Below are 21,152 nucleotides of genomic sequence, written 5' to 3'. Positions count from 1 at the left end.
CTGAAAGTCCTATAGCAATAATTCGCTATAACTTATGACTTTTTGTTCATTGCGTTGCCTGTCTACCTCCGCCTAAAAAGTGGGAAAAAATCGATATGATAGGTAGCTGCAATATGCATCTGGATTTACGGCAATTACGCAATTTTCTTGCTCTGGCCGAACATGGGAGTTTTGTACAGGCCGCAGAAGCCGTCTGTCTGTCGCAATCGGCATTCAGCCGCAGTATTCAGGCGCTGGAACAAACGATGGGGCATCCGCTTATCGATCGTCAGAGTCGCCGCTTCGCGCTAACGTGGCAGGGCAATACGCTGCTGCCTTTTGCGCGCCGCATGCAGGAGCTGTCCTGGGAGTTGATGACCGACATGCGACAGATCAGCGAGGCGCAGGAAGGCGAACTGACGTTTGCCTGCGGCCCCGCACCGTCGACTACGCTAATTCCCAAAGCGGTCGCACATTTCCATGCCCTTCGTCCGCGCGCCAGAGTCACCTACAGCGTAGATAACTGGCAATCCCTGCGTGAGCGGCTGCTAGCCGACGAATGGCCTTTTATCGTTGCCGATACCTGGCAGGCCGAAATGGAAACCAACCTCCACGTACAGCCATTAAGCCAGCAGCGCTGCTTCTTTATCTGCCACTCTTCACACCCGCTGGCGCAGCAGGCAAACGTGACGCCGGACGATCTCCTGCGCTTTCCGCTCGCCTCCCCTTTTATGCCCGTCGGCATGCGCAAGGTGCTGGCGGCTTTAACGCGTCAGCCTGATTATCGGCCACAGATTCAGTGTGACCATATCTATTCCGTCTTCAGCATCCTGCGGCACACTCAGGCCATCAGCTTTGCCAGCGAGGATGGCTTTGCGCTGGGACGATTAAGCCATCAGTTGGTAGAAATTCCGCTGACGGGCACGCCGCCGGAATGGGGAAATATGCAAACCCGATTCGGTATTGTCACCTGTTTGCAGAGAACGCTGCCACCGCTGGCTGAGTTGATGATCGAAAGCATACTGGCGCAGGACAGGCTGCGCTCACCGGCTCCGGCACTGCCGACCCTGTGAGCGCATTCGTGATTATTTCGTGGGACTACCGCTGGCGTCATACACCGCCCAGTTCGATTCCAACCCTTTGGCTTTCAGCGCCCGGTCAACAAACTGGCTGGCAAACCAGTCGCTGGCCGAGAACGTGTTGCGAATCAGCCCGGCGGCTTTCGCCCGCTCGATGCTGTCCTGCAAGCTGCTGAGCAGGAACGGATCGAGACGCGGCGAGCTTTGGAAAGGGAGATCCTCCGCTTTCAGTTCCTCCTGAAAAATCGTCTGCGGAATCTGACTCTGCTCGGCCATCAGCGCGGTATATTCCGGCAGATGCTGCGCCTCGCCGATCCACTGCGCATTGTCCACCAGCACATTCACCAGCTGCTGCGTCGTGCCCGGGTAGTGGTCGATAAAATCCTGCGTCGCCAGCACGGCGGCCTGCGTGGTATTCGCCCAGCCCAGCGCTCGGCTGGTGGTCACGATAGTGATGCCCTGCTTACGCAGCGCCAGCAGAGAAACCCCGCCCCACACCGCATCCACGCGTCTGGCTGCCAGCGCGGCCTTGCCCGCCGTCCAGTCCAGATTGATCACCCGCACATCGCGTTCATTCAGCCCAACACTTTTAATCGCACGTTCAAACGACAGCTGATCGGCCGTTCCCTTATAGACCGCAATTCGCTTGCCGCGTAAATCCTCAATACGCTGAATACCCGATTCCGGTGTCGCCGCCAGATAAGAATTAGAGCCGCGCGATCCCACCAGCACCCGCGTCGGCAATCCCCCCGCCCGACCAATAATGGCCGCCAGATCGCCCAAATACACCACATCCAACTGCTTGTTCGCCAGCGCCTCATTTACCGCCGGGCCCGCGCCTTTAAAGAACGACCACTGAATCTTGATGCCCTGCGGTTCAAATTCTTTCTCCAGTTGCTTTTGAATATGCGCCAACCCCAACGGCCCGCGAATAAAAGGTTTGCTGCCTGCGCTCTGGTCCGGCAAGCCAATGCGAATCTCCGTCGGCTTCTGTGCATCCTGCGGAGCAGCGTCGTTCGCCTGAACGGTCGATGCCATTAGCGCCGTGATCAGCAGCAGCGCAACGCTAATGATCTTATGCAGCCTCTGTCGCCAGCGAGCAAAGAGGGTTACCGACAAAATAGTTATCGATGGGATTGAGGGTTGTTGCATACGGTTTTCCTTAATAATTCGTTTCATCTGCCATGAAAACTAACGAACCGTCTGCATCAGGCTTAAATAACATTTACAGGTTTACTCAGCGGAAAAAAGCATAAATCAGCACTGGCGGGCTCGGGCTACGCATATGCATTTATTACACGGCGACCATCGCTTTATTGCATTGGCGTTCAACGTCGAAACCTGTTTTTTATTCCCTATTCATCCAACTGCGATGGTTTTCGGGAATAAAATGAATAAGCCGATACTGCTGAAAAAAACCGCGATCGTCTGGCCTTCTCTGCCGATAACGCGCGTCTATTCTTTTGTAGTGCCAATACTTCTAGCGCCAATAGTCGTGCCGCTGGCGCTGCTGGCCCTGTGGTATATCAGCACTCACTACAGTTGGATGCCCGCCCAGATTCTCCCGGCTCCTGACGTCGTCGCTAAAACTGCCGTCGAACTCTGGCATAACGATCTCCTGCCGCAGCTCTTTATCAGCCTGCAACGGTTGGCTAGCGGCCTGCTGGCTGGGGTACTGGCAGGGACGCTGCTCGGTGCGCTCATGGGAGCCTCACACCGCGCCGAACACCTGTTGCACCCGACGGTATACGCGCTGGCACAAATCCCAACGTTGGGCTGGATCCCGCTGTTTATGGTGCTGTTCGGCATTGATGATGGCCTGAAGCTTGCTGTCATCATCAAGGCGGTGATTATCCCTGTGACGCTGCATACGCAAACGGGTGTGCGCAACGTGCCGCATGCGCTACAGGAAGTCGCTCGTACCCTGCGTCTGCCGTGGCATCATCGCCTCATTAAATTAACGCTGCCCGCTGCGCTCCCCACCTGGCTAACCGGCTTACGGTTGGCGCTCTCGCAAGCGTGGGTATCACTGATTGTGGTCGAACTGCTGGCATCGTCTCAGGGCATTGGCTACCTGCTGGTGTGGGGACGCCAGCTGTTTCAGTTGGATATCGTGTTTGTCTGCATCGCCGTCATCGGGCTGGCAGGGCTGACAATGGAGTGGGCAATCAATCAACTGGAACGCCGTCTGGTCTTCTGGCCACACCCGCCGCTCAGCCGCTTAATCGCTACGCCGTCTCGCCGTTTATCCGCATTGGTTTTACCGTTCCTGCTTCTGCTGCTCTGGCAACAGGCCAGCCGTTTTGGCTGGATCGATCCGCTGCTGCTGCCACCGCCCGCTGATGTCTGGAACATGCTGCTGCAAGGCGTCCGTGACGGTTCGCTCACCGAGGCGATGCAGGCCAGCCTGACCCGTGCGCTCGCCGGTGCACTATGCGGCATTGCCGCAGGCCTCGTGTGCGGCGTGCTGCTGGGACTGAATGCCACCAGCGATGCCCTCTTTACCCCTACGGTCGCGACGCTGCGCCAGATCGCGCTGTTTGCCTGGCTGCCGCTGCTGACCGCCTGGGTTGGTAACGATGAAGCCGGGAAAATCACATTTGTCGCGCTGGCCTCCTTCTTCCCGATGCTGGTAGCCAACCATCGGGGTATCCGCCAGCGTTCTCAGGCGTTACAGGAAGTCGCACAGGTGTTGCAGCTCCGTCTCTGGACCCGCCTGCGGGTACTGATCCTGCCGGGTGCCGCCCCCGCAATCTTCGCCGGTTTACGTCTGTCGCTGATTTACGCATGGCTTGGCACCATCGGCGCGGAATATTTCATGTCATCCGGCACCGGGATCGGCAGCCTGATGATCAATGCCCAACAGCTGCTAGATATGCCCCTGATTATCAGCGGCATGCTGTTGATTGGATTAACGGGCGCGGTGCTTGACCGCGTCGGATTCGGTCTGGAACAGCGGATGACGCGCTGGCGTTCCACAGGAGAAATCGCATGACATCCACAACCCTTGACGTACCACCACCGGTGGTGCAGTTCGATCGCCTGCGTAAACAGTTTCGCGTACAGGGCGAGACGCTGACGGTGATTGAGGATTTTTCCCTATCGATTCACAGCGGCGAACTGGTGGCGATTGTCGGCAGCAGCGGCTGCGGTAAATCCACGCTGCTGCGTATGCTGGTCGGTCTGGACAACGACTATCAGGGACGTGTACTGGTGGAAGGGAACACCGTGCGCGGCATCGGACGTGAGCGCGGCATGGTGTTTCAGGAACCGCGCCTGTTTCCGTGGCTGACGGTACGGCAAAACATCGCGCTCGGGCTGGCAAATGAGGCTGTCGACGACAAAGCACGGAAGCGCCTGATCGACCACTTTATTCAGCTTGTGCATTTGCAGGATTTTGCCGATGCCCTGCCCGCCCAACTTTCCGGCGGTATGGCGCAGCGTGTGGCTATCGCACGCGGTCTGGTCGCCAATCCGCGCATCCTGATGCTGGATGAACCTTTTGGCGCGCTGGATGCGTTAACCCGCCAGCAGATGCAGCAGGAGCTACGCCGCATTCATCAGACGGAGGGCACTACCACGCTGCTGGTCACTCACGATGTCGAGGAAGCCGTCTACCTCGCCGATCGCGTCGTCGTGCTGGCACCTCGTCCGGGCCGTATCCGCCAGATTGCGACGATTTCGTTGACGCATCCGCGCCAGCGTGACAGTCAGGCCTTTCACCAACAGTGCAGCGACCTGCTCGCACTGCTGACGCAGCCCGCCGATACGGCGGCCGCTTCCTCTTCTCTGAACACGTAAATACTGGAGCACCATTATGGGACACCCTTCCGTCTACCCGACCGGCACGACGATTTACAACCCGGAAAAAGCCTGGGGCGGCTACACCGTCTTTCAAGCGCTGGAACGCGGCGCGGTACTGGTGGATATGAACGGCACCGAACTGCGTCTGTGGGAAGGTCTGCACGGCTTCCCCAACAAGATCCTGCCCGGCGGTTACATCCTCGGACACAGCGGTGAACGCGATTCGCGTTACGGCATGCAGGACATGGTCGATCTGATTCAGGTGGACTGGGACGGCAACGTCGTCTGGAAATTCAACGGCTATGAACACATTACCGATCCCGATCTTCCGCCCGAATGGATGGCGCGCGTCCATCATGACTACCAGCGCAGCGGTAATCCGGTCGGCTACTACACACCGGGTCAGGAACCGCAGTCGATCGGCGGCAACACGCTATTGCTAGCGCATACCAACCTGCACAATGCGCGCATTAGCGACAAACTGCTGCTCGACGACACCATTATTGAGGTGGACTGGGAAGGTAACATCTTGTGGGAATGGCGTTGCAGCGATCATTTCGATGAGCTGGGCTTTGACGACGATGCGAAAACCGCGCTGTATAACAACCCTAACCTGCGCAAAAGCGGCGGCGGCATGGGCGACTGGATGCATATCAACTCCATGTCGGCACTCGGCCCCAACCCGTGGTTCGATCAAGGCGATACACGCTTCCACCCGGATAACATTATCTGGGACGCACGCGAGTCCAACATCATCGCCATCATCGACAAGCAGAGCGGCCATATCGTCTGGCAGCTTGGCCCGAATTACAACACACCGGAACTCAAACACATTGGCTGGATTATCGGCCAGCATCACGCACATATGATCCCCGCAGGCTTGCCGGGCGCGGGCAATATTCTGGTGTTTGATAACGGCGGTTGGGCTGGCTACGGCGCGCCCAATCCGGCGTCGGCCGACGGCGTGAAAAACGCCTGGCGTGACTATTCCCGCGTGCTGGAAATCAACCCGGTAACGCTGGATATTGTCTGGCGCTATTCGCCCTACGAAGCAGGCATCCCACACCCGACCGATGCCTTCCGTTTTTACAGTCCGTACATCAGCAATATCCAGCGTCTGCCGAACGGCAATACGCTGATTAATGAAGGCGCCAACGGTCGACTCTTTGAAGTCACCGTCGATCACGAGATTGTCTGGGAGTTTATTTCCCCCTACTGGGGCAAGACGGTGAACACCAACATGCTGTATCGCGCTTACCGCGTGCCCTACGAGTGGGTACCACAGCTGCCGCGTCCACAGGAAACTGAGGTGATCGCCCCCGACAACACCCAGTTACGCCAACCCGGCGCCGCCGCGCCCGGCTTCGCCAGCGTCATTCGTATTGAGGGCACGCGCCCCTACAAAAAGAGCGGCGATGCCCTGTGCGTCGCAACCGATAGCGAAGACCTCAAGCGCAGCCCTAAGCTCTTTGCCGTCAACCGTGAGCGTTTTGCGCCACTCACCGCCGACCGTTGGCCTGAACTGGCAGCGCAACATGGCCCACAGCTGCTGCTGGTCGGCGCGGAGCGCTGCGTCCACTGCAAGAGCCTCTACCGACAGTTAGACTCGATGCGGGATAACGAGGAATACCCCCAGTTGCCAAGTCATTATCTGGACGCCGATCACCACATTGCGCTGGCGGAGAAATTGGCGGTCAGAACGCTGCCGACCTTACTCTGGATCGAAAACGGTGAAGAGCTTGCTCGCTTGAGCGGCGCACAGCAGCCCGAACGCCTGCGCCAGTGGTTGGCCGAGCAACGCTAAACCTCCCCCTGAATGCGATCTCGCTCCCAGTGAGATCGCGTCTATCTGTACACTGCCTCTAACACAAATGCCTCAACTTGCGGTGGTTTATATCCGGCTTAAAAAATTATGCAGCGGTGGACGTGGCCGCCGAGTGAGCGGCATCAATGCGCCAATTTATACGCTCTGGATCACATTTCCTTTGCATCACTTCGTTTTAATTTGTTATGTTATTACATATCGATTTACATCAACCGTATACGTTAGCCATGATTAACAGGAACAGACACACAGACGCCATTCTTCAGGTAGAGAACCTTAACCTATCTATTGGTGGCGAAGCCAAAGTCAGCGATATCAGTTTTACGCTGTTCGCAGGTGAACGTGTCTGTTTACTCGGCGCATCCGGTTCCGGTAAATCCCTCACCGCCAAAGCAGTCATCGGCACACCGCCAGCGGGCTGTCAGAGTAGCGGCAGCATTCGGGTCAATGGTGAAGAGGTTGGTCAGTTGAAAGCGCTGGCACGCCCGCAGACTGGCCGCGTCTCGGCCGTATTCCAAGACTCGGCAACGGCGCTTAATCCTCTCATGCCGTTAGGAAAACAGCTGTCACTCGCGTTGAAAACCACTTCTTCCGCTGAGCTTTCTGCGCTTCTTAGCGCCATGCAGTTGGATGATATCCCCAACCTGTTGCAACGCTATCCTGCCGAACTGTCCGGCGGCCAGCGTCAGCGCATTTGTATTACCCTTGCGCTGCTCGGCAAGACGCGTCTGCTGGTGGCGGACGAACCCACCACCGCGCTTGATGTCATTACCCAGCAGCAGGTATTGCAGGTCTTACAGGAACGTAGCGCGCAGCCGGATGCCCCTGCCCTGTTGTTTATTACGCATGATATCGCCGTCGCCGCCCAGCTCTGCCAGCGCGGTCTGGTGATGGAAAACGGTCGGATCGTTGAATCCGGCAGTATGCTGCAATTGCTGAATGCGCCACAGCAGCCGTATACCCGCAGTCTGGTCGCTGCCGCACGTCGCGCTGACACGCTTTTATCTGACAATGTGTTACTGGCAAATGTACGACCTTCAGCCGCTGTCGGAGCGCTCGCCGGATGAACCACCACCTGCATGCGGTTCCCACACCGTTTTTAAGCCTCGAACACGTCAGCCGCTATCGTCAGACGTCACGTTTTCCGTGGCAAGAGGCCGATCCTGCCAGTGCGATTTTTCATGACCTGTCGCTGAATCTGCAACAGCATGAACGCGTCGGGCTGGTCGGCGCTTCCGGCTGTGGTAAATCCACGCTACTAAAAACCCTGCTCGCGCTTGAAGCACCGGAGGGTGGTAGCGTGTACTGCGACGGCAACCTGATTAAGCCGGGCTCGGTACGTTCGCTGCTCTGGTATCGCCGTCGCGTTCAGTATATTCCGCAGGATCCGGCAGGCTCGCTTGCACCGCGTCAGCGCGTCGCCGATCTCCTCATCGAGCCGCTGAAACGACTTCGCCCCGATGAAAGTCAGCGCATCACTGGAAATCATTCGACCCGCCTGCGTGAAGTCATGGATCAGGTGGGGCTAAGCGCCACGCTTCTGGACAAGGTCGCCGGGCAGCTTTCCGGTGGGCAGGCACAGCGCGTCGCGCTGGCACGAGCGCTGATGATTCAACCCGAATTTTTACTGGCGGATGAACCTGTCAGCGGCCTGGATTTACCGCTGCGCGAACAGATTAAAGCCCTGCTTCAACAGGTCACCGAACAAAACAAGATGGGCTTGCTGATGGTATCGCACGACATTTCCATGCTCGCCGGCCTGTGCGACAGAATGCTGGTCATGGACGGCGGATGCATCATTGAAGATCGCCCCACCGCCGAGGTGCTGGCGTCACCGCAGCAGGCGCACACGGCCCGCCTGTTGCAGGCCGTGCCCGCGCTGTCGACGTCTGGCTATTAGCTCGCCGAAAACATCCTTTTTACAATAAAATACCGCGTCAATAACACATTTTCCCATAACGGGCTTTTTATAACGACTTTTCTTATAACGGACCATGACATGTCAGACCTGACCGCCAGCCGCCCGCCGCGGCCTTATCCCCCGTTGCTTCTGGGCAGCCAGCTTGTTTTCAATATTGGCTTTTATGCCGTCGTGCCGTTTCTGGCGATTTTCTTGCGCGACGACATGCTGCTTTCCGGCTGGGCCATCGGGCTGGTGATTGGCTTACGCACCTTTTCTCAACAGGGCATGTTTTTAGTCGGCGGGGCGCTGGCTGACCGCTTCGGCGCACGCGTGATTATCCTGTGCGGCTGTGTCGTGCGCATCAGCGGCTATCTGCTGCTGGCGCTGGGCGACTCGCTGTGGCCGATTATTCTCGGCGCCTGCCTGACCGGCGTTGGCGGTGCCCTGTTCTCCCCCGCGATTGAAGCATTAATGGCACAAGCCGGTACGCAAAGTGAAAAAGAGGGAAAACGCAGCCGCTCCGAGTGGTTCGCCCTGTTTGCCATTTGCGGTGAGTTGGGCGCGGTGTTAGGGCCGTTGCTCGGTTCGGTACTGGCCGGGTACGGATTCCAGCGCGTGGCGCTCGCAGGCGCGGGCGTCTTTGTCATCGCGCTCATCGTCCTGTTTTTCAGCCTGCCGCCGACGCAGCGCAATCAGGGTGAACTACATATCGCCCCGTGGTGGGAAACGTTCCGCCAGCGCCGCTTTGTCGCGTTCATTATTGCCTACAGCGCTTACCTGTTCAGCTACAACCAGCTCTATCTGGCGCTGCCGGTTGAACTGCATCGCTCCGGCAGCAGCGAGAAAGATCTCGGTCCGCTGTTTGTGCTGGCTTCCCTGCTGGTGATCGGGTTACAGCTCCCGCTGGCGCGTTTTGCCCGCCGGGTTGGCGCGGCACGCATGCTGCCACTGGGCTTTGCGCTGCTAGCTGCCTCGTTCTTTAGCGTCGCGCTGTTTGCCTCCAGCACGCCGCCTGACGGCTGGCAGCGCCTGCTTCCGGCTATCTCGTTAATTACGCTGTTGACGCTGGGGCAGATGTTAATCGTTCCGGTCGGGATGGACCTCATCCCGCGCTTTGCCAACAACCAGAATCTGGGTGCGCACTATGGCGCGCTGGCGTCGATGGGCGGCATTGCCGTCCTGCTCGGCAATTTTGTACTCGGTAGCCAGCTCGACCGTGCGCTGACGCCGTCACCACAGGCCGCTATTCCGTGGGTGCTGCTCGCCGCTGTGCCGCTGTGCAGTTCGCTGGCGATGATGGTCATCTGCCGCCCGTTTAAATCCTCTTCAACCTTGAATGAATAAGGACAGACTGATGAATATGCGTAATCTCCTGTGGCCCGTTTCCGGCCTGCTATCAGCCACGCTGCTGCTGTCGGGCTGCTTCAACGAGCCGGAGGAAAAGCACACTTCGCATCATGACGGTCGAATCAAACTGGCGATGCTTCAACCACCGCGCTCCGGTCTGACGCCGCTGAGCGACGATGCCTTTAAACTGTCGCGCTGGAGCACGGCAGAAACGCTGGTGGTGCTCGACACACTCGGCGAAGCCCAGCCTGCACTGGCGACAAAATGGCAGCAAATCGATGATAAATCCTGGCGTTTTGAACTCCGCCCCAACGTCCATTTTCACGATAACACCACGTTAAACGCCGCCACGGTGGTGAACGCGCTCACCGTCGCATCCACCGCGGCTCCCAAGCCGCGCATTCTGGACGGCGTGCAGTTAACGGTAAAAGCCGATGGCGATAACGCCGTGATTGTCTCTACCGCTAAAGCGGATCCGCTGCTGCCTCAGCGCTTATCCAGCCCACAGTTGGCGATCCTCTCTACCGCGGCATACGGTAAAAATGGCGTGGTCAATCCGATCAACACCGGAAGCGGCCCGTTCGTTCTGCGTAGCGTCACTGGCACCAGCAGCGCGGTATTGGACAGATTCGACGGCTACTGGGGTGAGAAATCACTGGCCAGCGGGATCGACGTCAGCTTTGTCTCTGACGGTGCAGCGCGCGCGGCTGCATTACGCACCGGCACGGCAGACATTGTCGAAGCCATCCCGGTTTCTCAGGCACCGCTGCTGGATCAATCGCTGGTGCATGAAGTCCCGATGCCGCGCACTAACACGCTGTATCTGAATACGCGCCACGGCGTAATGCACGATCCTGCAATGCGTGCCGCCGTGCGTGATGCGATTAACCGCCAACAGCTGGTGGATAACGTCTATGAGAAGCGCGCCGACATCGCGCAGGGTCTGCTAGGTCCTGCGCTGCCGTGGGCGGCGGAACTGCGCCAGCCGGTGGCGAATCCGGTCAAAGCCGGTACGCCAGCGGGGGCGACTATCACGCTGGCAACCTTCAGCGATCGCGCCGAGCTACCTGAGGTGGCGGTCTATCTGGCACAGCAGCTTACCGCCGCAGGATTTACGGTGAAGCAGGTAGTGCGTGAGTATGCACAGATTGAGTCCGACGCGCTGGCGGGCAAGTTTGACGCCTTTATTTTATCCCGCGCCACCGTGCTGGATTCCGGCGATCCGGTGGCTTACCTGTACAGCGATTTTGCCTGCGAAGGGTCATTCAACATCGCGCAACTGTGCCGACCAGACATCGATCAGGCGCTGCAAAAAGCGGCCACGATTCCTGCGGGCGTTGCACGCCGTCAGGCCATCATGCAGGCAGAAAATCTGATCCTTGCCAGCGATGCCGCGATCCCGATGCTGCATGAGCGCGTTATTCAAGGTGAGAGCGCACAGGTCAAAGACGCCCTGCGTGACCCGCGTGAACGTACGCTGATTAACGCCGCTACGCACATTGTCGCCGACGCAAAATAACGGGTAACACGCCCCAGTAACCAGAAAGATGACGAGTTTATGAGCGAACCGCTATATTGCCGCACCTGTGCGACCTTCAACCAGACGCAACGTCCGCGATACGGCATGCTGATTCCGCTGCTGTCACGGCTGCTGACGCTGGCGGGGATTGTGGTGCTGATTGGTATGCTGCCGTGGTTGTCCGGTCAGGATCCCGCGCTGGCACTGCTGCGTGCCCGTTCCGGCGATCAGGAAGCGACGGCGGAAACGCTAAACGCGATTCGTCATTCTCTCGGGCTGGATCAAGGCCCGCTGCAACTGCTGTTGAACTGGCTGACGGGTTTATTACACGGCGATGCGGGCAATTCCTGGGTGTCTGGCCGACCGGTACTTCCGGGGATGTTGCAGGCGGCGGGCGTATCGCTCACGCTGATGACCTCCTCAGCGCTGGTCGCCTTCACGCTGGCGGCCATACTGTGCGCGCCTACTTTTCGCCAAGGGTTGCGCGGTCAGGTTCATCGTTCAGGCGGCCTGTTTGCCGCCTTATTTACCGCACTGCCCGAATTTCTGCTGGCATCGTTTTTGCTCATTGTCGGTGCCGTCTGGTTACAGTGGTTCCCACCTTATGGCTGGCTGGGCTTGCACTATGCGGTGCTCCCGTCTCTGGCGCTCGGTATTCCGGCAGGCGGCTACCTTGGCCGGATTATTTCCGATGCGCTATCCGCCACTTTCAGCGAAAACTGGCTAACCACCTGGAGCGTGGCGGGCGTGGGCCGTCGTCATGTCGCACTGGCGGTGCTGAAACGCACGTTGCCCAGCGTCATGCCGTTAGTCGGGTTGGTGCTGGTCTCGTTAACCGGCGGTGCCATCGCCGTCGAAAAAGTGTTCGCGATTCCCGGTCTGGGGCGCGCGACGCTGGGTGCCGCAGCAGCACAGGATCTGCCCGCCTTGCAAGTCGGCGTGCTGATTCTCTTACTCATCGCCTCGCTGGCTGGCATGGCCGCCAGCGGCGTACGGCTACTGATTCTCGGACGTGCGCTGCGGAGTGGAGCGATGCCCGTGCCGGAAGAGCGCGGCAGCCCCGTGTCTCGCCATGCCATCTGGCTACCGGTTATCTGCGTGCTACTGCTGGCGCTGCTGTTGCTGGCTGGCTTGCCGCGCGATCCCTATACTTCCACTTTTCTGCGCCTGCAACCGCCGTCGTTGCTGCTGCCTTTTGGCGCGGACGCGATGGGGCGTGATTTGCTGGCACGCGTCGCACACGGCACGCTAAATACCTGTCTGCTGGCACTGGTCGTCTCGCTGGCCTGTCTGGCAATAGGGCTGTTGGTGGGGCTGTTCCCGCGTCTGCTCACCGGCCCCATTGAAGTGACTAACGCCCTGCCGCCGGTGATTGCCGGGCTGCTGGTTGCCGCCGTCAATGGTCCGACGGCAACGGGTGCAGCTATTGCCGTCATTGCCGTCAGCTGGGCACCGCTGGCTGCCCACACCGCGGCGCTGGTCGCCGAGGTCAATGCACGCCCTTATATTCGGATGCTGCCGATTCTCGGCGTGGGCCCGATACGGCGTAGCCTGTTCTATATTCTGCCGGCGCTGATTGGCCCGCTTTTCCGTCACGCGATGCTGCGACTGCCTGGCATCGCGCTGGCGCTGGCATCGCTCGGATTTTTAGGTCTGGGTGCCTCCCCGCCGACACCGGAATGGGGACGCGTGCTGGCAGAAGGGATGCCGTATATCGAACGTGCCTTCTGGGGCGTGTTAGCACCAGCGGCTGCACTCGGCGTGCTGTCGATACTCGCTGTAAGTGCAGCGAACCTCTCCGGTCGCCACAAGCACTAATCTATTGCGCTATCGCAGAATACTGCTTAAGCGCCCGCTTTTCTCCACGTTCACAGCTCCGCCAGATTTCACGATGGCGGGTCTGTGCATCTTCAGTTACGCTGTGCGCTAACTTCTGCCGAAGTACAGAATTGAAGAACGTAGCCAACGCACATGCAACTTGAAGTATGACGGGTATAGTGCAGAGCGTGATTAAAGGAGAGAATATGCACAACAGCGGGTCCCACGTCAGTCTTACCGTCACGCAGACTCTGGATAAACTGGAAGCGCTGTATGATGACGCCGTCTCAGCGCTGCGCGACGCCATCGGGGATTTCATCAATGACGGCACCCTGCCCGATGCCAACGCGCGCGCAGCAGGATTATTTTCCTACCCGGCTCTGCGCGTTAGCTGGAGTGGCAATTCAACCGGCCATCCCCGCCATCGTGCCTATGGGCGTTTTACCCATCCCGGCAGCTACTCCACCACCGTTACCCGTCCGGCATTCCTGCGCGCTTATCTGGCGGAACAGCTGGCGCTGCTGGAGGGGGATTATGATGTCACCATCGACGTCGGCCCATCACAGCAGGAAATCCCGTTCCCCTACGTGCTTGACGGCTCCGATCTGATTCTTGACCGTTCCATGAGCGCCGGCATCGCCAAGCATTTCCCCACAACGGAACTGTCGCAGATTGGGGACGAGACAGCGGATGGGCTGTTTCATGCCACCACCACGTCGCCGCTGTCGCACTTCGACGCACTGCGCACCGATTTCTCGCTGGCGCGGCTGCGTCACTATACCGGCACACCGGTGGAACATATTCAGCCGTTCATCCTCTTCACGAATTACACGCGCTATGTCGATGAGTTTGTACGCTGGGCGTGTGCGCAGATTGCCGATCCCGCCAGTCCCTATGAGGCGCTATCCTGCGCAGGCGGTATCTATATTACCGCCGAGACACCTAACCCGGAGCAGACGGTGTCCGATCTGGCCTGGAAGAACCATCAAATGCCCGCCTATCATCTGATCCCTCGTCAGGGTAAAGGGATTACGATGGTCAACATTGGCGTAGGGCCATCCAACGCGAAAACCATCTGCGATCACCTTGCAGTGATGCGTCCGCATGCCTGGCTAATGATCGGCCACTGCGGCGGCCTGCGCGAAAGCCAGTCCATCGGCGATTATGTGCTGGCGCACGCTTACCTGCGTGACGATCACGTACTGGACGCCGTTTTGCCGCCTGATATCCCCATTCCCAGTATCGCCGAAGTGCAGCGCGCGCTGTACGACGCCACCAAGATGGTCAGTGGCATGCCGGGGGAAGAAGTTAAGCAGCGCCTGCGTACCGGCACGGTGGTTACCACCGATGACCGCAACTGGGAATTACGCTACGCGGCCTCCGCCCTGCGCTTTAACCTCAGCCGCGCCGTCGCGGTAGATATGGAAAGTGCAACGATTGCCGCACAGGGGTATCGTTTCCGTGTCCCTTACGGCACGCTGCTGTGCGTCTCGGATAAGCCGTTGCACGGTGAAATCAAGCTGCCGGGACAGGCGAACCGTTTCTATGAAGGGGCGATTTCGGAGCATTTGCAGATTGGCATCTGCGCCATCGATCTGCTGCGGGCGGAAAGTGACAAACTGCACTCGCGCAAACTGCGCACCTTTAACGAGCCGCCGTTCCGCTAATTGAATGACGTTGTTCAGACAGCCGACCTTATTTGGGTAGTCGGCTGCTCTGGCGCGACTAAATACGTTATGTTATAACAGACCAAATTCCATAGCGGATAAGCCCGATGAAAAAAGGTCTGTCAATTCTGTTTCTTTCCCTCGTCGCGACACAAGCCTCGGCGTTTCAGGCCAAAATAGCTCAGTCTACTGAGACTGGATTGCGCAATATTGATGAGGCTAAGCGCACCTTTTTCGGTTTCACACCAATGGGGCTGGAAACCATTCACCCCGGCCAGTGCGATGCGACTTCCGTTAACGGCTGTGGTTGCCCGTTTTGCACCCAGCTTCGGCTCATTGGTCGCTAGCCCTACGTGACAGAGTCGTTGTACGCGACATAGCAAAAGCGCCACATCCGTGGCGCTTGTTTATGGCCAGTAAATTGTGTCAATTAATCTCAGGATGCTGTTCGGTCAGCCGTTTCCTTTTCTTCTCCAGTTCGGCAATTTGCTCATCAATCTCTTCTATTTTCTGTTCAATATTGTCGTACTGTTCCTGTAACAGCTCTTTGGCTTCTGTCCGATCCGACGCCGCTGGCGTTGCGCCCTTCAGCGGCTGGTTAGCGGTTTCACGCATCGACATCCCGGTAATCAAACCGATCAGTCCAATCACCATCAGGTAATACGCCGGCATATACAGATTGCCAGTCGATTCCACCAGCCACGCCGCTGCCGTTGGCGTAAAGCCCGCAACCAGTACGGAAACGTTAAATGACGTCGCCAGCGCGCTATAACGAATATGCGTGGGGAACAGGGCGGGAAGTGTTGAAGCCATCACCCCCGTGAAAGAGTTCAGCAGTACGGCCAACATCAGTAATCCGCAGAAAATCAGCCCAATCACATCGCTGTTGATCAAGATGAAGCTCGGCACCGACAGCAGCAGCAGCCCAATACTGCCGCAAATAATAAATGGTTTACGTCCGTAGCGGTCACTCATCAGCCCCATCACCGGCTGAACAAACAACATCCCGATCATGACGGCGATAATAATCATCACCCCATGATCTTCCGAGTAATTCAGGCTGTGTGAAAGGTAGCTCGGCATATAGGTCAACAGCATGTAATAGGTGACGTTGGTAGTAATCACCATCCCGATACAGATCAGCAAACCTTTCCATTGTTTGGTCACAATTTCACGCAGGGAGATCTTCGGCGGGGATTGAATACTGTCTTTTGATTCTTTATCAATATTGTCAACGTGCTGTTGGAACGTCGGCGTTTCTTCCAGCGCATGGCGCAAATAAATCCCAATTAATCCGAGCGGCGCAGCAATAAAGAACGGAATACGCCATCCCCAGTCCAGAAAGCTTTCTTCTCCGACAATGGAGGAAATAAGCACCACGACACCCGCTCCCATGACGAACCCGGCAATCGAGCCGAAATCCAGCCAGCTCCCTAAAAATCCGCGTCGTCTGTCCGGGGAATATTCGGCAACGAAAATCGCCGCGCCGGTATATTCTCCCCCAACGGAGAATCCCTGCGCCAGTTTCGCCAACAGCAGTAATACTGGTGCCCAAATACCGATCGATTCATAGGAAGGAATCAAACCGATACAGAATGTGCTCACCGACATGATAATAATGGTGATCGACAAGACTTTCTGGCGACCAAATTTATCGCCCATCGCGCCAAAGAATATCCCGCCGAGTGGCCGAACCAAAAAGGGAACCGAGAACGTTGCCAGCGCGGCAATCATTTGTACGCCGGGGTCAGCGCCGGGGAAAAACACCTGTCCGAGCGCATACGCCACAAAACCATATACGCCAAAATCAAACCATTCCATCGCATTACCCAATGCGGCAGCGGTAATGGCTTTTTTAAGTCTGGCATTATCAATAATGGTAATATCCTGAATTTTCATCGGTTCGATTTTTTTCTTTTTTAATCTCATCCTTTTTTCCTTTGCTTAAAAAGCGACCATTTATTAAAAATAAAACGCTCTCTTTCATGCACAGGGAACCACCCGACTGCGCGCTGAAAAATGAACAGCTTATTGGCCGCAATATTCATTACACGTTGATACTGCTGGATGAAGTATAGAAGAATTTGGACAAAAGCTCGGATTCAGGCACTACCTGCTGAAATAACGCACGGGAATAAAGCAAAAGGAAAATAACGGTAAATAATTATGACAAGGCCATTACATTAACGTCAATGGGGATTGTTACTTACGCGGAGTAATCATTTTCGGGTTACGGTTAAAATAGCGCGTAAATGCCAGACTAAAATTAGCGGGGTGCCGATAGCCAACTTGCCAGGCCGTCTGCGCCACCTGAAATCCCTGTTCCAGCAGCTGATGCGCCCGTTCCATGCGCATCCGCAATAGCATCTGACCCGGCGTGGTCGCAAAGCAGCGATGAAACCCAAGTTTAAGTCTGGATTCACTCATCCCCGCCTGAGTCGCAATGCAGGCCAGCGTCAGCGGTTCTGCCAGATGTTCACGCATCCAACGACATACCTGCTCCAATTGCTGCCGTTCCTGTAGATGAATAGCACCACGCCGCTCTTCCGGCTGTAGGAAGTGGCGATACTGCGCCAGCAGACTTAAGGCATGGATATGGCGATTCAGCGGATCGGCGTCAGCGCATAACGCATTAACATGAACCTGACTGGCCGCAGAGACAGGCGCAAACACACGCTGCTGTACTCCATCGCCACTGAACAGCTGTTCCGCACAGTCCGTGCCAAAATAACGCACCGCCGCCGTTTTCCCCACCAACAGCCGTAGCTGATCGACCTGCTGCTGCGCCTGATAATGGCGTTCGCCTACGCTGGCGCCAAACGTCGTAATCGTGACATGCTGTTGGCGAAACCAAATCTGTGAACCGCTGCGATCGTAATAAGCCGACTCCCCTGCCAGCGCAAACGTCATGACCAGCATGGGTTGCGAATGTGGATTCTGCGTTTCTTCCACTAAGGCGCGACGCGGACGGTATTGCGAATGCGCCAATGATAGGTCTGCATCAATACGGCTGAAATCCGACCAGCATTCACCGATATCGTGCGGCAGTACTCGACGCGAATCAGAGCGGTTCACCTCACTTATCCTGCACCGATCGCCTGACGATAGCCCCTCTTGCCCCCGCGGCTCTCTTTTTGCCATCTTTCCTCCGCCGTTTCGCATATGAAAAACGCCGTCTCGCATAACAATGAACATAATAACGATTCTCATTTATAGATAGCATATTCCCTATCGACTGACCATCAATGAGAAAGACCACTTATGAATCCATTAGAGACGTTATGGCAGCTTGCCGCCAGCAGCGTGAAAGCAGATGCCTTGCATCTGGCGCTGGAACAGCAGATTTTCGACCGATTGGAGGATGCTGCCACGTCGGAACAGCTGGCAGCAGCGCTGGGCTGGCAGCCGGAGAAAACCGGATTTCTGCTTGAACTGCTGTGGAGCATGCAGCTACTGACACACCATCACGACGGCTATCGCACCGCCCCAACCTGCGCTGCCGTACTCTGTCGCAGCAGTTCGCGTTTTCTGGGCGACGCCTGGCGTTTTCGCCTCACCAGCCTGCGCCAGTTTGGTCAGGGACTTGGTGATGGCATGCGTCAGCCTCTGCCGACCCAACTGAGCGAGTTACCGCGCGATGCGGCGTGGGCCAACGCCGCGGAACAGCAGATCGCTCAAGAACAGCGGGCGGTAACGGCTGACCGTGCCGAGCAGTTGATCGCCAGCCTGCCGGATTTCCCACAAATCAGACACGTTCTCGATCTGGGCGGCGGCCCTGGCTGGGTGGCGATTACGCTGGCGCTGCGTCATGCTCAGATCTCCGGCACGGTGTATGACCTACCGCAGACCGCCGCCGTGGCACAGCGCAATATTGACGCTGCCGGGTTATCTGCACGGCTGTCGGCGCAAAGCGGCACGTTTCCCAGCGAAAAATACGATCTGATCTGGAGCTCCTCGTTCCTGCATTTTGTCGAGGACATTCCCGCTATGCTGGCGACGCTCCACGATACGCTGTCATCGGAGGGCACGCTGGTTCTGGCACAGGCGGAAATTGCCGAAGAGGCCGATGATGCTGTGCCAGTTCTGCCGTTCTATCTGCCGATGCAAATGAGCGGACGCCACGTCACGCGAGAAGGTCAACTGACGCAGTGGCTACTGGCTGCCGGCTTTACCTCTGTCGAGACTCGCCGCCATCAGGCATTTCCCATGGCGCCGTTGAATGTGCTGATCGCCCGTAAACACGGGTAACCACACGTGATTCGTACACAGCGCTGATAACGCCATCACTGCATCATGTTGATGATTATCATATTTCTGTGCACCTAAGGTTGTCAGCCCGGTGTAAAGCGCCTATAAATGACATTACAGGGCGTGACTGATTGAGAAACTCTAAATAATTCAAGTTTCAGGCAGGCGGCAAGAGAAGGAGTCCCGATGAGCTTACTCAAGTAAGTGATTCGGGTGACAAATCTGCCGGGAGCAGATTTGAACGCTGCTAACGTACATGTAACTTGAAGTATAACGAGTTAAAAGGCGAACCTGCCAGACGTGATAGACCTATCACGTCTGGCAGGTTTTTTTGTTTTCATTCCCAAGGAAAAATGCATGGATAAAAAAATCACTGCCAGCCTGATATTACTGATGGCTGCCGCCAGCCAGCCGGCGCTGGCAAGCGCTCCGCAGGTTACGTTAGACAGCGGTCGCATCAGCGGGGCCGAAACGCAAGGCGTCGATGCCTTTAAAGGTATTCCCTTTGCCGCACCTCCCATCGGCGAACTGCGCTGGCAGCCGCCGCAGCCGGTGCAAAGCTGGAGCGACATTCGCCCGGCAACGGCATACGGCAAGGATTGCATGCAGAATCCGTTTCCCGGCGATGCCGCTCCGCTCGGCGTTGGGTTCAGTGAGGATTGTCTGACTATCAACGTGTGGCGGCCAGCTAACGCTACAGGCCCGCTGCCGGTGATGGTATGGATCTATGGCGGTGGTTTCGTCAACGGTGGCGCGTCGCCCGAGATTTACTCCGGGCAGGAATTTGCCCGTCGAGGCGTCGTTTTCGTCAGCTTCAACTATCGCGTCGGCCGCTTTGGCTTTTTTGCTCATCCGGCGCTGGCCGACCAGCCGCTGCGTGGCAACTACGGCCTGATGGATCAGATTGCGGCGCTGAAGTGGGTGCAGAAAAACATCGCTGCTTTTCATGGCGATCCGCAAAACGTCACCCTGTTTGGTGAATCCGCAGGCGGCTTTGCCGTCGGATCGCTGCTGACCAGTGAGCTATCTCAGGGATTATTCCAGAAAGCGATTATTCAATCCGGTTCCGGCAGACAAAATATCGTGCCTAACCAAAGCTGGCAAAAAGCAGAACAGGCAGGTCTCGCCTTCGCCAGCGCAAATGGCATTAGCGGTCACGATGCGAAAGCCCTGACGGCGCTGCGGCAGATTCCTGCGGAAAAAGTGGTGAACGGCCTGAATATGGCCTCCATGAATACACCGGATTATTCCGGTCCGATGCTTGATGGCAAAGCGATCGCCGCAGAGCCGCAAGATAGCTACCGTAAGGGCAACTTCCAGCGCGTGCCGCTGATGATTGGCGCTACGGATGCAGATATCAGTTTCCCGCCGAAGGTCGCGACGTCAGATGACGCCGTTGCCGTTTTCCCTGCCAGCGATCGGCAGCAGGCTCTTCAGGCTTACCACGGTATGTCACCGCAGGAGATAGCAAAGGCCGTTTCGAGCGACCGTTTCATGGTGGAACCGGCGCGTTTTGTCGCACGTATTTGGGAAAAAGCCGCGCTGCCCGTCTGGCAGTTCCGCTTTGGCTACGTTGCCGACAGCATGCGCGCACAGTGGCCTGCTGCCGTCCACGCCAGTGAAATTCCGTATGTCTTTAACACGGTAACGGCACGCTATGGCGAGAAAACCACGCCGCAAGATCGGGCCGTTGCCCAGCAGATGAATCAGTACTGGGTGAACTTTGCCCGCACCGGTAACCCTAACGCCAGCGGTTTACCGACATGGAACGCGTATAGCAGCCAGAAAGACAACATTCTATTTATCCCTGCGGCTGGTGCAGAACAGACTCGCGATATCGCCGATCCGTGGAAAACACGTCTTGACCTGGTCAAGAAACTGGCGGAGAGCAGTACGCCATAGCAGATGTAAAAATGCAGTAAGACATAGGCAAAAAGCCAGTCAGCAAAAGCTGACTGGCAAA

General features: G+C 57.1%; 16 protein-coding genes. 13 read left to right on the top strand and 3 right to left on the bottom strand.

The genetic code is table 11. The annotated features are described in order from the left end of the window. Window positions 1-113 precede the first annotated feature (113 nt). Window positions 114-1,052 (top strand): LysR family transcriptional regulator, encoded by a 939-nt coding sequence (locus R9X49_RS03430; RefSeq protein ID WP_319848571.1) that lies wholly within the window; start codon window positions 114-116, stop codon window positions 1,050-1,052. A gap of 12 nt (window positions 1,053-1,064) precedes the next feature. Here R9X49_RS03430 and R9X49_RS03425 read toward each other — a convergent pair whose 3' ends face one another. Next, window positions 1,065-2,210 (bottom strand): ABC transporter substrate-binding protein, encoded by a 1,146-nt coding sequence (locus R9X49_RS03425; protein ID WP_319847225.1) that lies wholly within the window; start codon window positions 2,208-2,210, stop codon window positions 1,065-1,067. Window positions 2,211-2,448: 238 nt separating this feature from the next. On the opposite strand from R9X49_RS03425, the gene R9X49_RS03420 reads away from it, so the two are divergent. The 10 genes from R9X49_RS03420 (at window position 2,449) to R9X49_RS03375 (ending at window position 15,288) form a co-directional block, all read left to right on the top strand. Further along, window positions 2,449-4,053 carry an ABC transporter permease gene (locus tag R9X49_RS03420; RefSeq protein WP_319847224.1) on the top strand — a complete coding sequence of 535 codons (1,605 nt, stop codon included), beginning with the start codon at window positions 2,449-2,451 and terminating at the stop codon, window positions 4,051-4,053. Beyond that, a complete protein-coding gene (locus R9X49_RS03415; protein ID WP_319847223.1) occupies window positions 4,050-4,859 on the top strand; it encodes an ABC transporter ATP-binding protein in 810 nt (269 codons plus the stop codon). The genes R9X49_RS03420 and R9X49_RS03415 overlap by 4 nt, the downstream gene beginning before the upstream one ends. A 16-nt stretch (window positions 4,860-4,875) precedes the next feature. Beyond that, window positions 4,876-6,666 carry an aryl-sulfate sulfotransferase gene (locus tag R9X49_RS03410; RefSeq protein WP_319847222.1) on the top strand — a complete coding sequence of 597 codons (1,791 nt, stop codon included), beginning with the start codon at window positions 4,876-4,878 and terminating at the stop codon, window positions 6,664-6,666. 248 nt (window positions 6,667-6,914) lie between these two features. Next, window positions 6,915-7,754 (top strand): ATP-binding cassette domain-containing protein, encoded by an 840-nt coding sequence (locus R9X49_RS03405; protein WP_319847221.1) that lies wholly within the window; start codon window positions 6,915-6,917, stop codon window positions 7,752-7,754. Beyond that, a complete protein-coding gene (locus R9X49_RS03400) occupies window positions 7,751-8,587 on the top strand; it encodes a dipeptide/oligopeptide/nickel ABC transporter ATP-binding protein (RefSeq protein ID WP_319847220.1) in 837 nt (278 codons plus the stop codon). Before R9X49_RS03405 ends, R9X49_RS03400 begins: the two co-directional genes overlap by 4 nt. A gap of 99 nt (window positions 8,588-8,686) precedes the next feature. Beyond that, window positions 8,687-9,934 (top strand): MFS transporter, encoded by a 1,248-nt coding sequence (locus tag R9X49_RS03395; RefSeq protein WP_319847219.1) that lies wholly within the window; start codon window positions 8,687-8,689, stop codon window positions 9,932-9,934. Window positions 9,935-9,944: 10 nt separating this feature from the next. Then, window positions 9,945-11,456, top strand: coding sequence for an ABC transporter substrate-binding protein (locus R9X49_RS03390; RefSeq protein ID WP_319847218.1), 1,512 nt, complete (start codon window positions 9,945-9,947; stop codon window positions 11,454-11,456). Window positions 11,457-11,495: 39 nt separating this feature from the next. Further along, entirely contained in the window at window positions 11,496-13,274 is a 1,779-nt protein-coding gene (locus tag R9X49_RS03385) for an ABC transporter permease subunit (RefSeq protein WP_319847217.1), read from the top strand. Window positions 13,275-13,480: 206 nt separating this feature from the next. After that, complete coding sequence (locus R9X49_RS03380; protein ID WP_319847216.1) at window positions 13,481-14,941, top strand: AMP nucleosidase; 1,461 nt, start codon at window positions 13,481-13,483, stop codon at window positions 14,939-14,941. 107 nt (window positions 14,942-15,048) lie between these two features. Next, window positions 15,049-15,288 carry a hypothetical protein gene (locus R9X49_RS03375; protein WP_319847215.1) on the top strand — a complete coding sequence of 80 codons (240 nt, stop codon included), beginning with the start codon at window positions 15,049-15,051 and terminating at the stop codon, window positions 15,286-15,288. Window positions 15,289-15,367: 79 nt separating this feature from the next. On the opposite strand, the gene proP is transcribed toward R9X49_RS03375, so the two are convergent. Together proP and R9X49_RS03365 are read right to left on the bottom strand one after the other, a co-directional pair. Continuing rightward, window positions 15,368-16,870 carry a glycine betaine/L-proline transporter ProP gene (proP, locus tag R9X49_RS03370; protein ID WP_319847214.1) on the bottom strand — a complete coding sequence of 501 codons (1,503 nt, stop codon included), beginning with the start codon at window positions 16,868-16,870 and terminating at the stop codon, window positions 15,368-15,370. Between the two features lie 273 nt (window positions 16,871-17,143). After that, window positions 17,144-18,151: an AraC family transcriptional regulator gene (locus R9X49_RS03365; RefSeq protein WP_319847213.1), complete on the bottom strand. Its 1,008-nt coding sequence runs from the start codon at window positions 18,149-18,151 to the stop codon at window positions 17,144-17,146. Window positions 18,152-18,202: 51 nt separating this feature from the next. On the opposite strand from R9X49_RS03365, the gene R9X49_RS03360 reads away from it, so the two are divergent. Together R9X49_RS03360 and R9X49_RS03355 are read left to right on the top strand one after the other, a co-directional pair. Continuing rightward, window positions 18,203-19,189, top strand: a complete 987-nt coding sequence (locus tag R9X49_RS03360) for a class I SAM-dependent methyltransferase (RefSeq protein WP_319847212.1) — start codon at window positions 18,203-18,205, stop codon at window positions 19,187-19,189. A 357-nt stretch (window positions 19,190-19,546) separates the two neighbouring features. Further along, on the top strand, window positions 19,547-21,091 hold the full coding sequence (locus R9X49_RS03355) for a carboxylesterase/lipase family protein (protein WP_319847211.1): 1,545 nt from the start codon (window positions 19,547-19,549) through the stop codon (window positions 21,089-21,091). The last annotated feature ends 61 nt before the right edge of the window (window positions 21,092-21,152 follow it).

It is taken from the genome of Pectobacterium carotovorum (assembly GCF_033898505.1).
GTDB classification, from domain to species: Bacteria; Pseudomonadota; Gammaproteobacteria; order Enterobacterales; family Enterobacteriaceae; genus Pectobacterium; species Pectobacterium carotovorum_J.
Note: the sequence above shows the minus strand (reverse complement) of the source record. Positions and strands in the feature narration are given on the sequence as shown.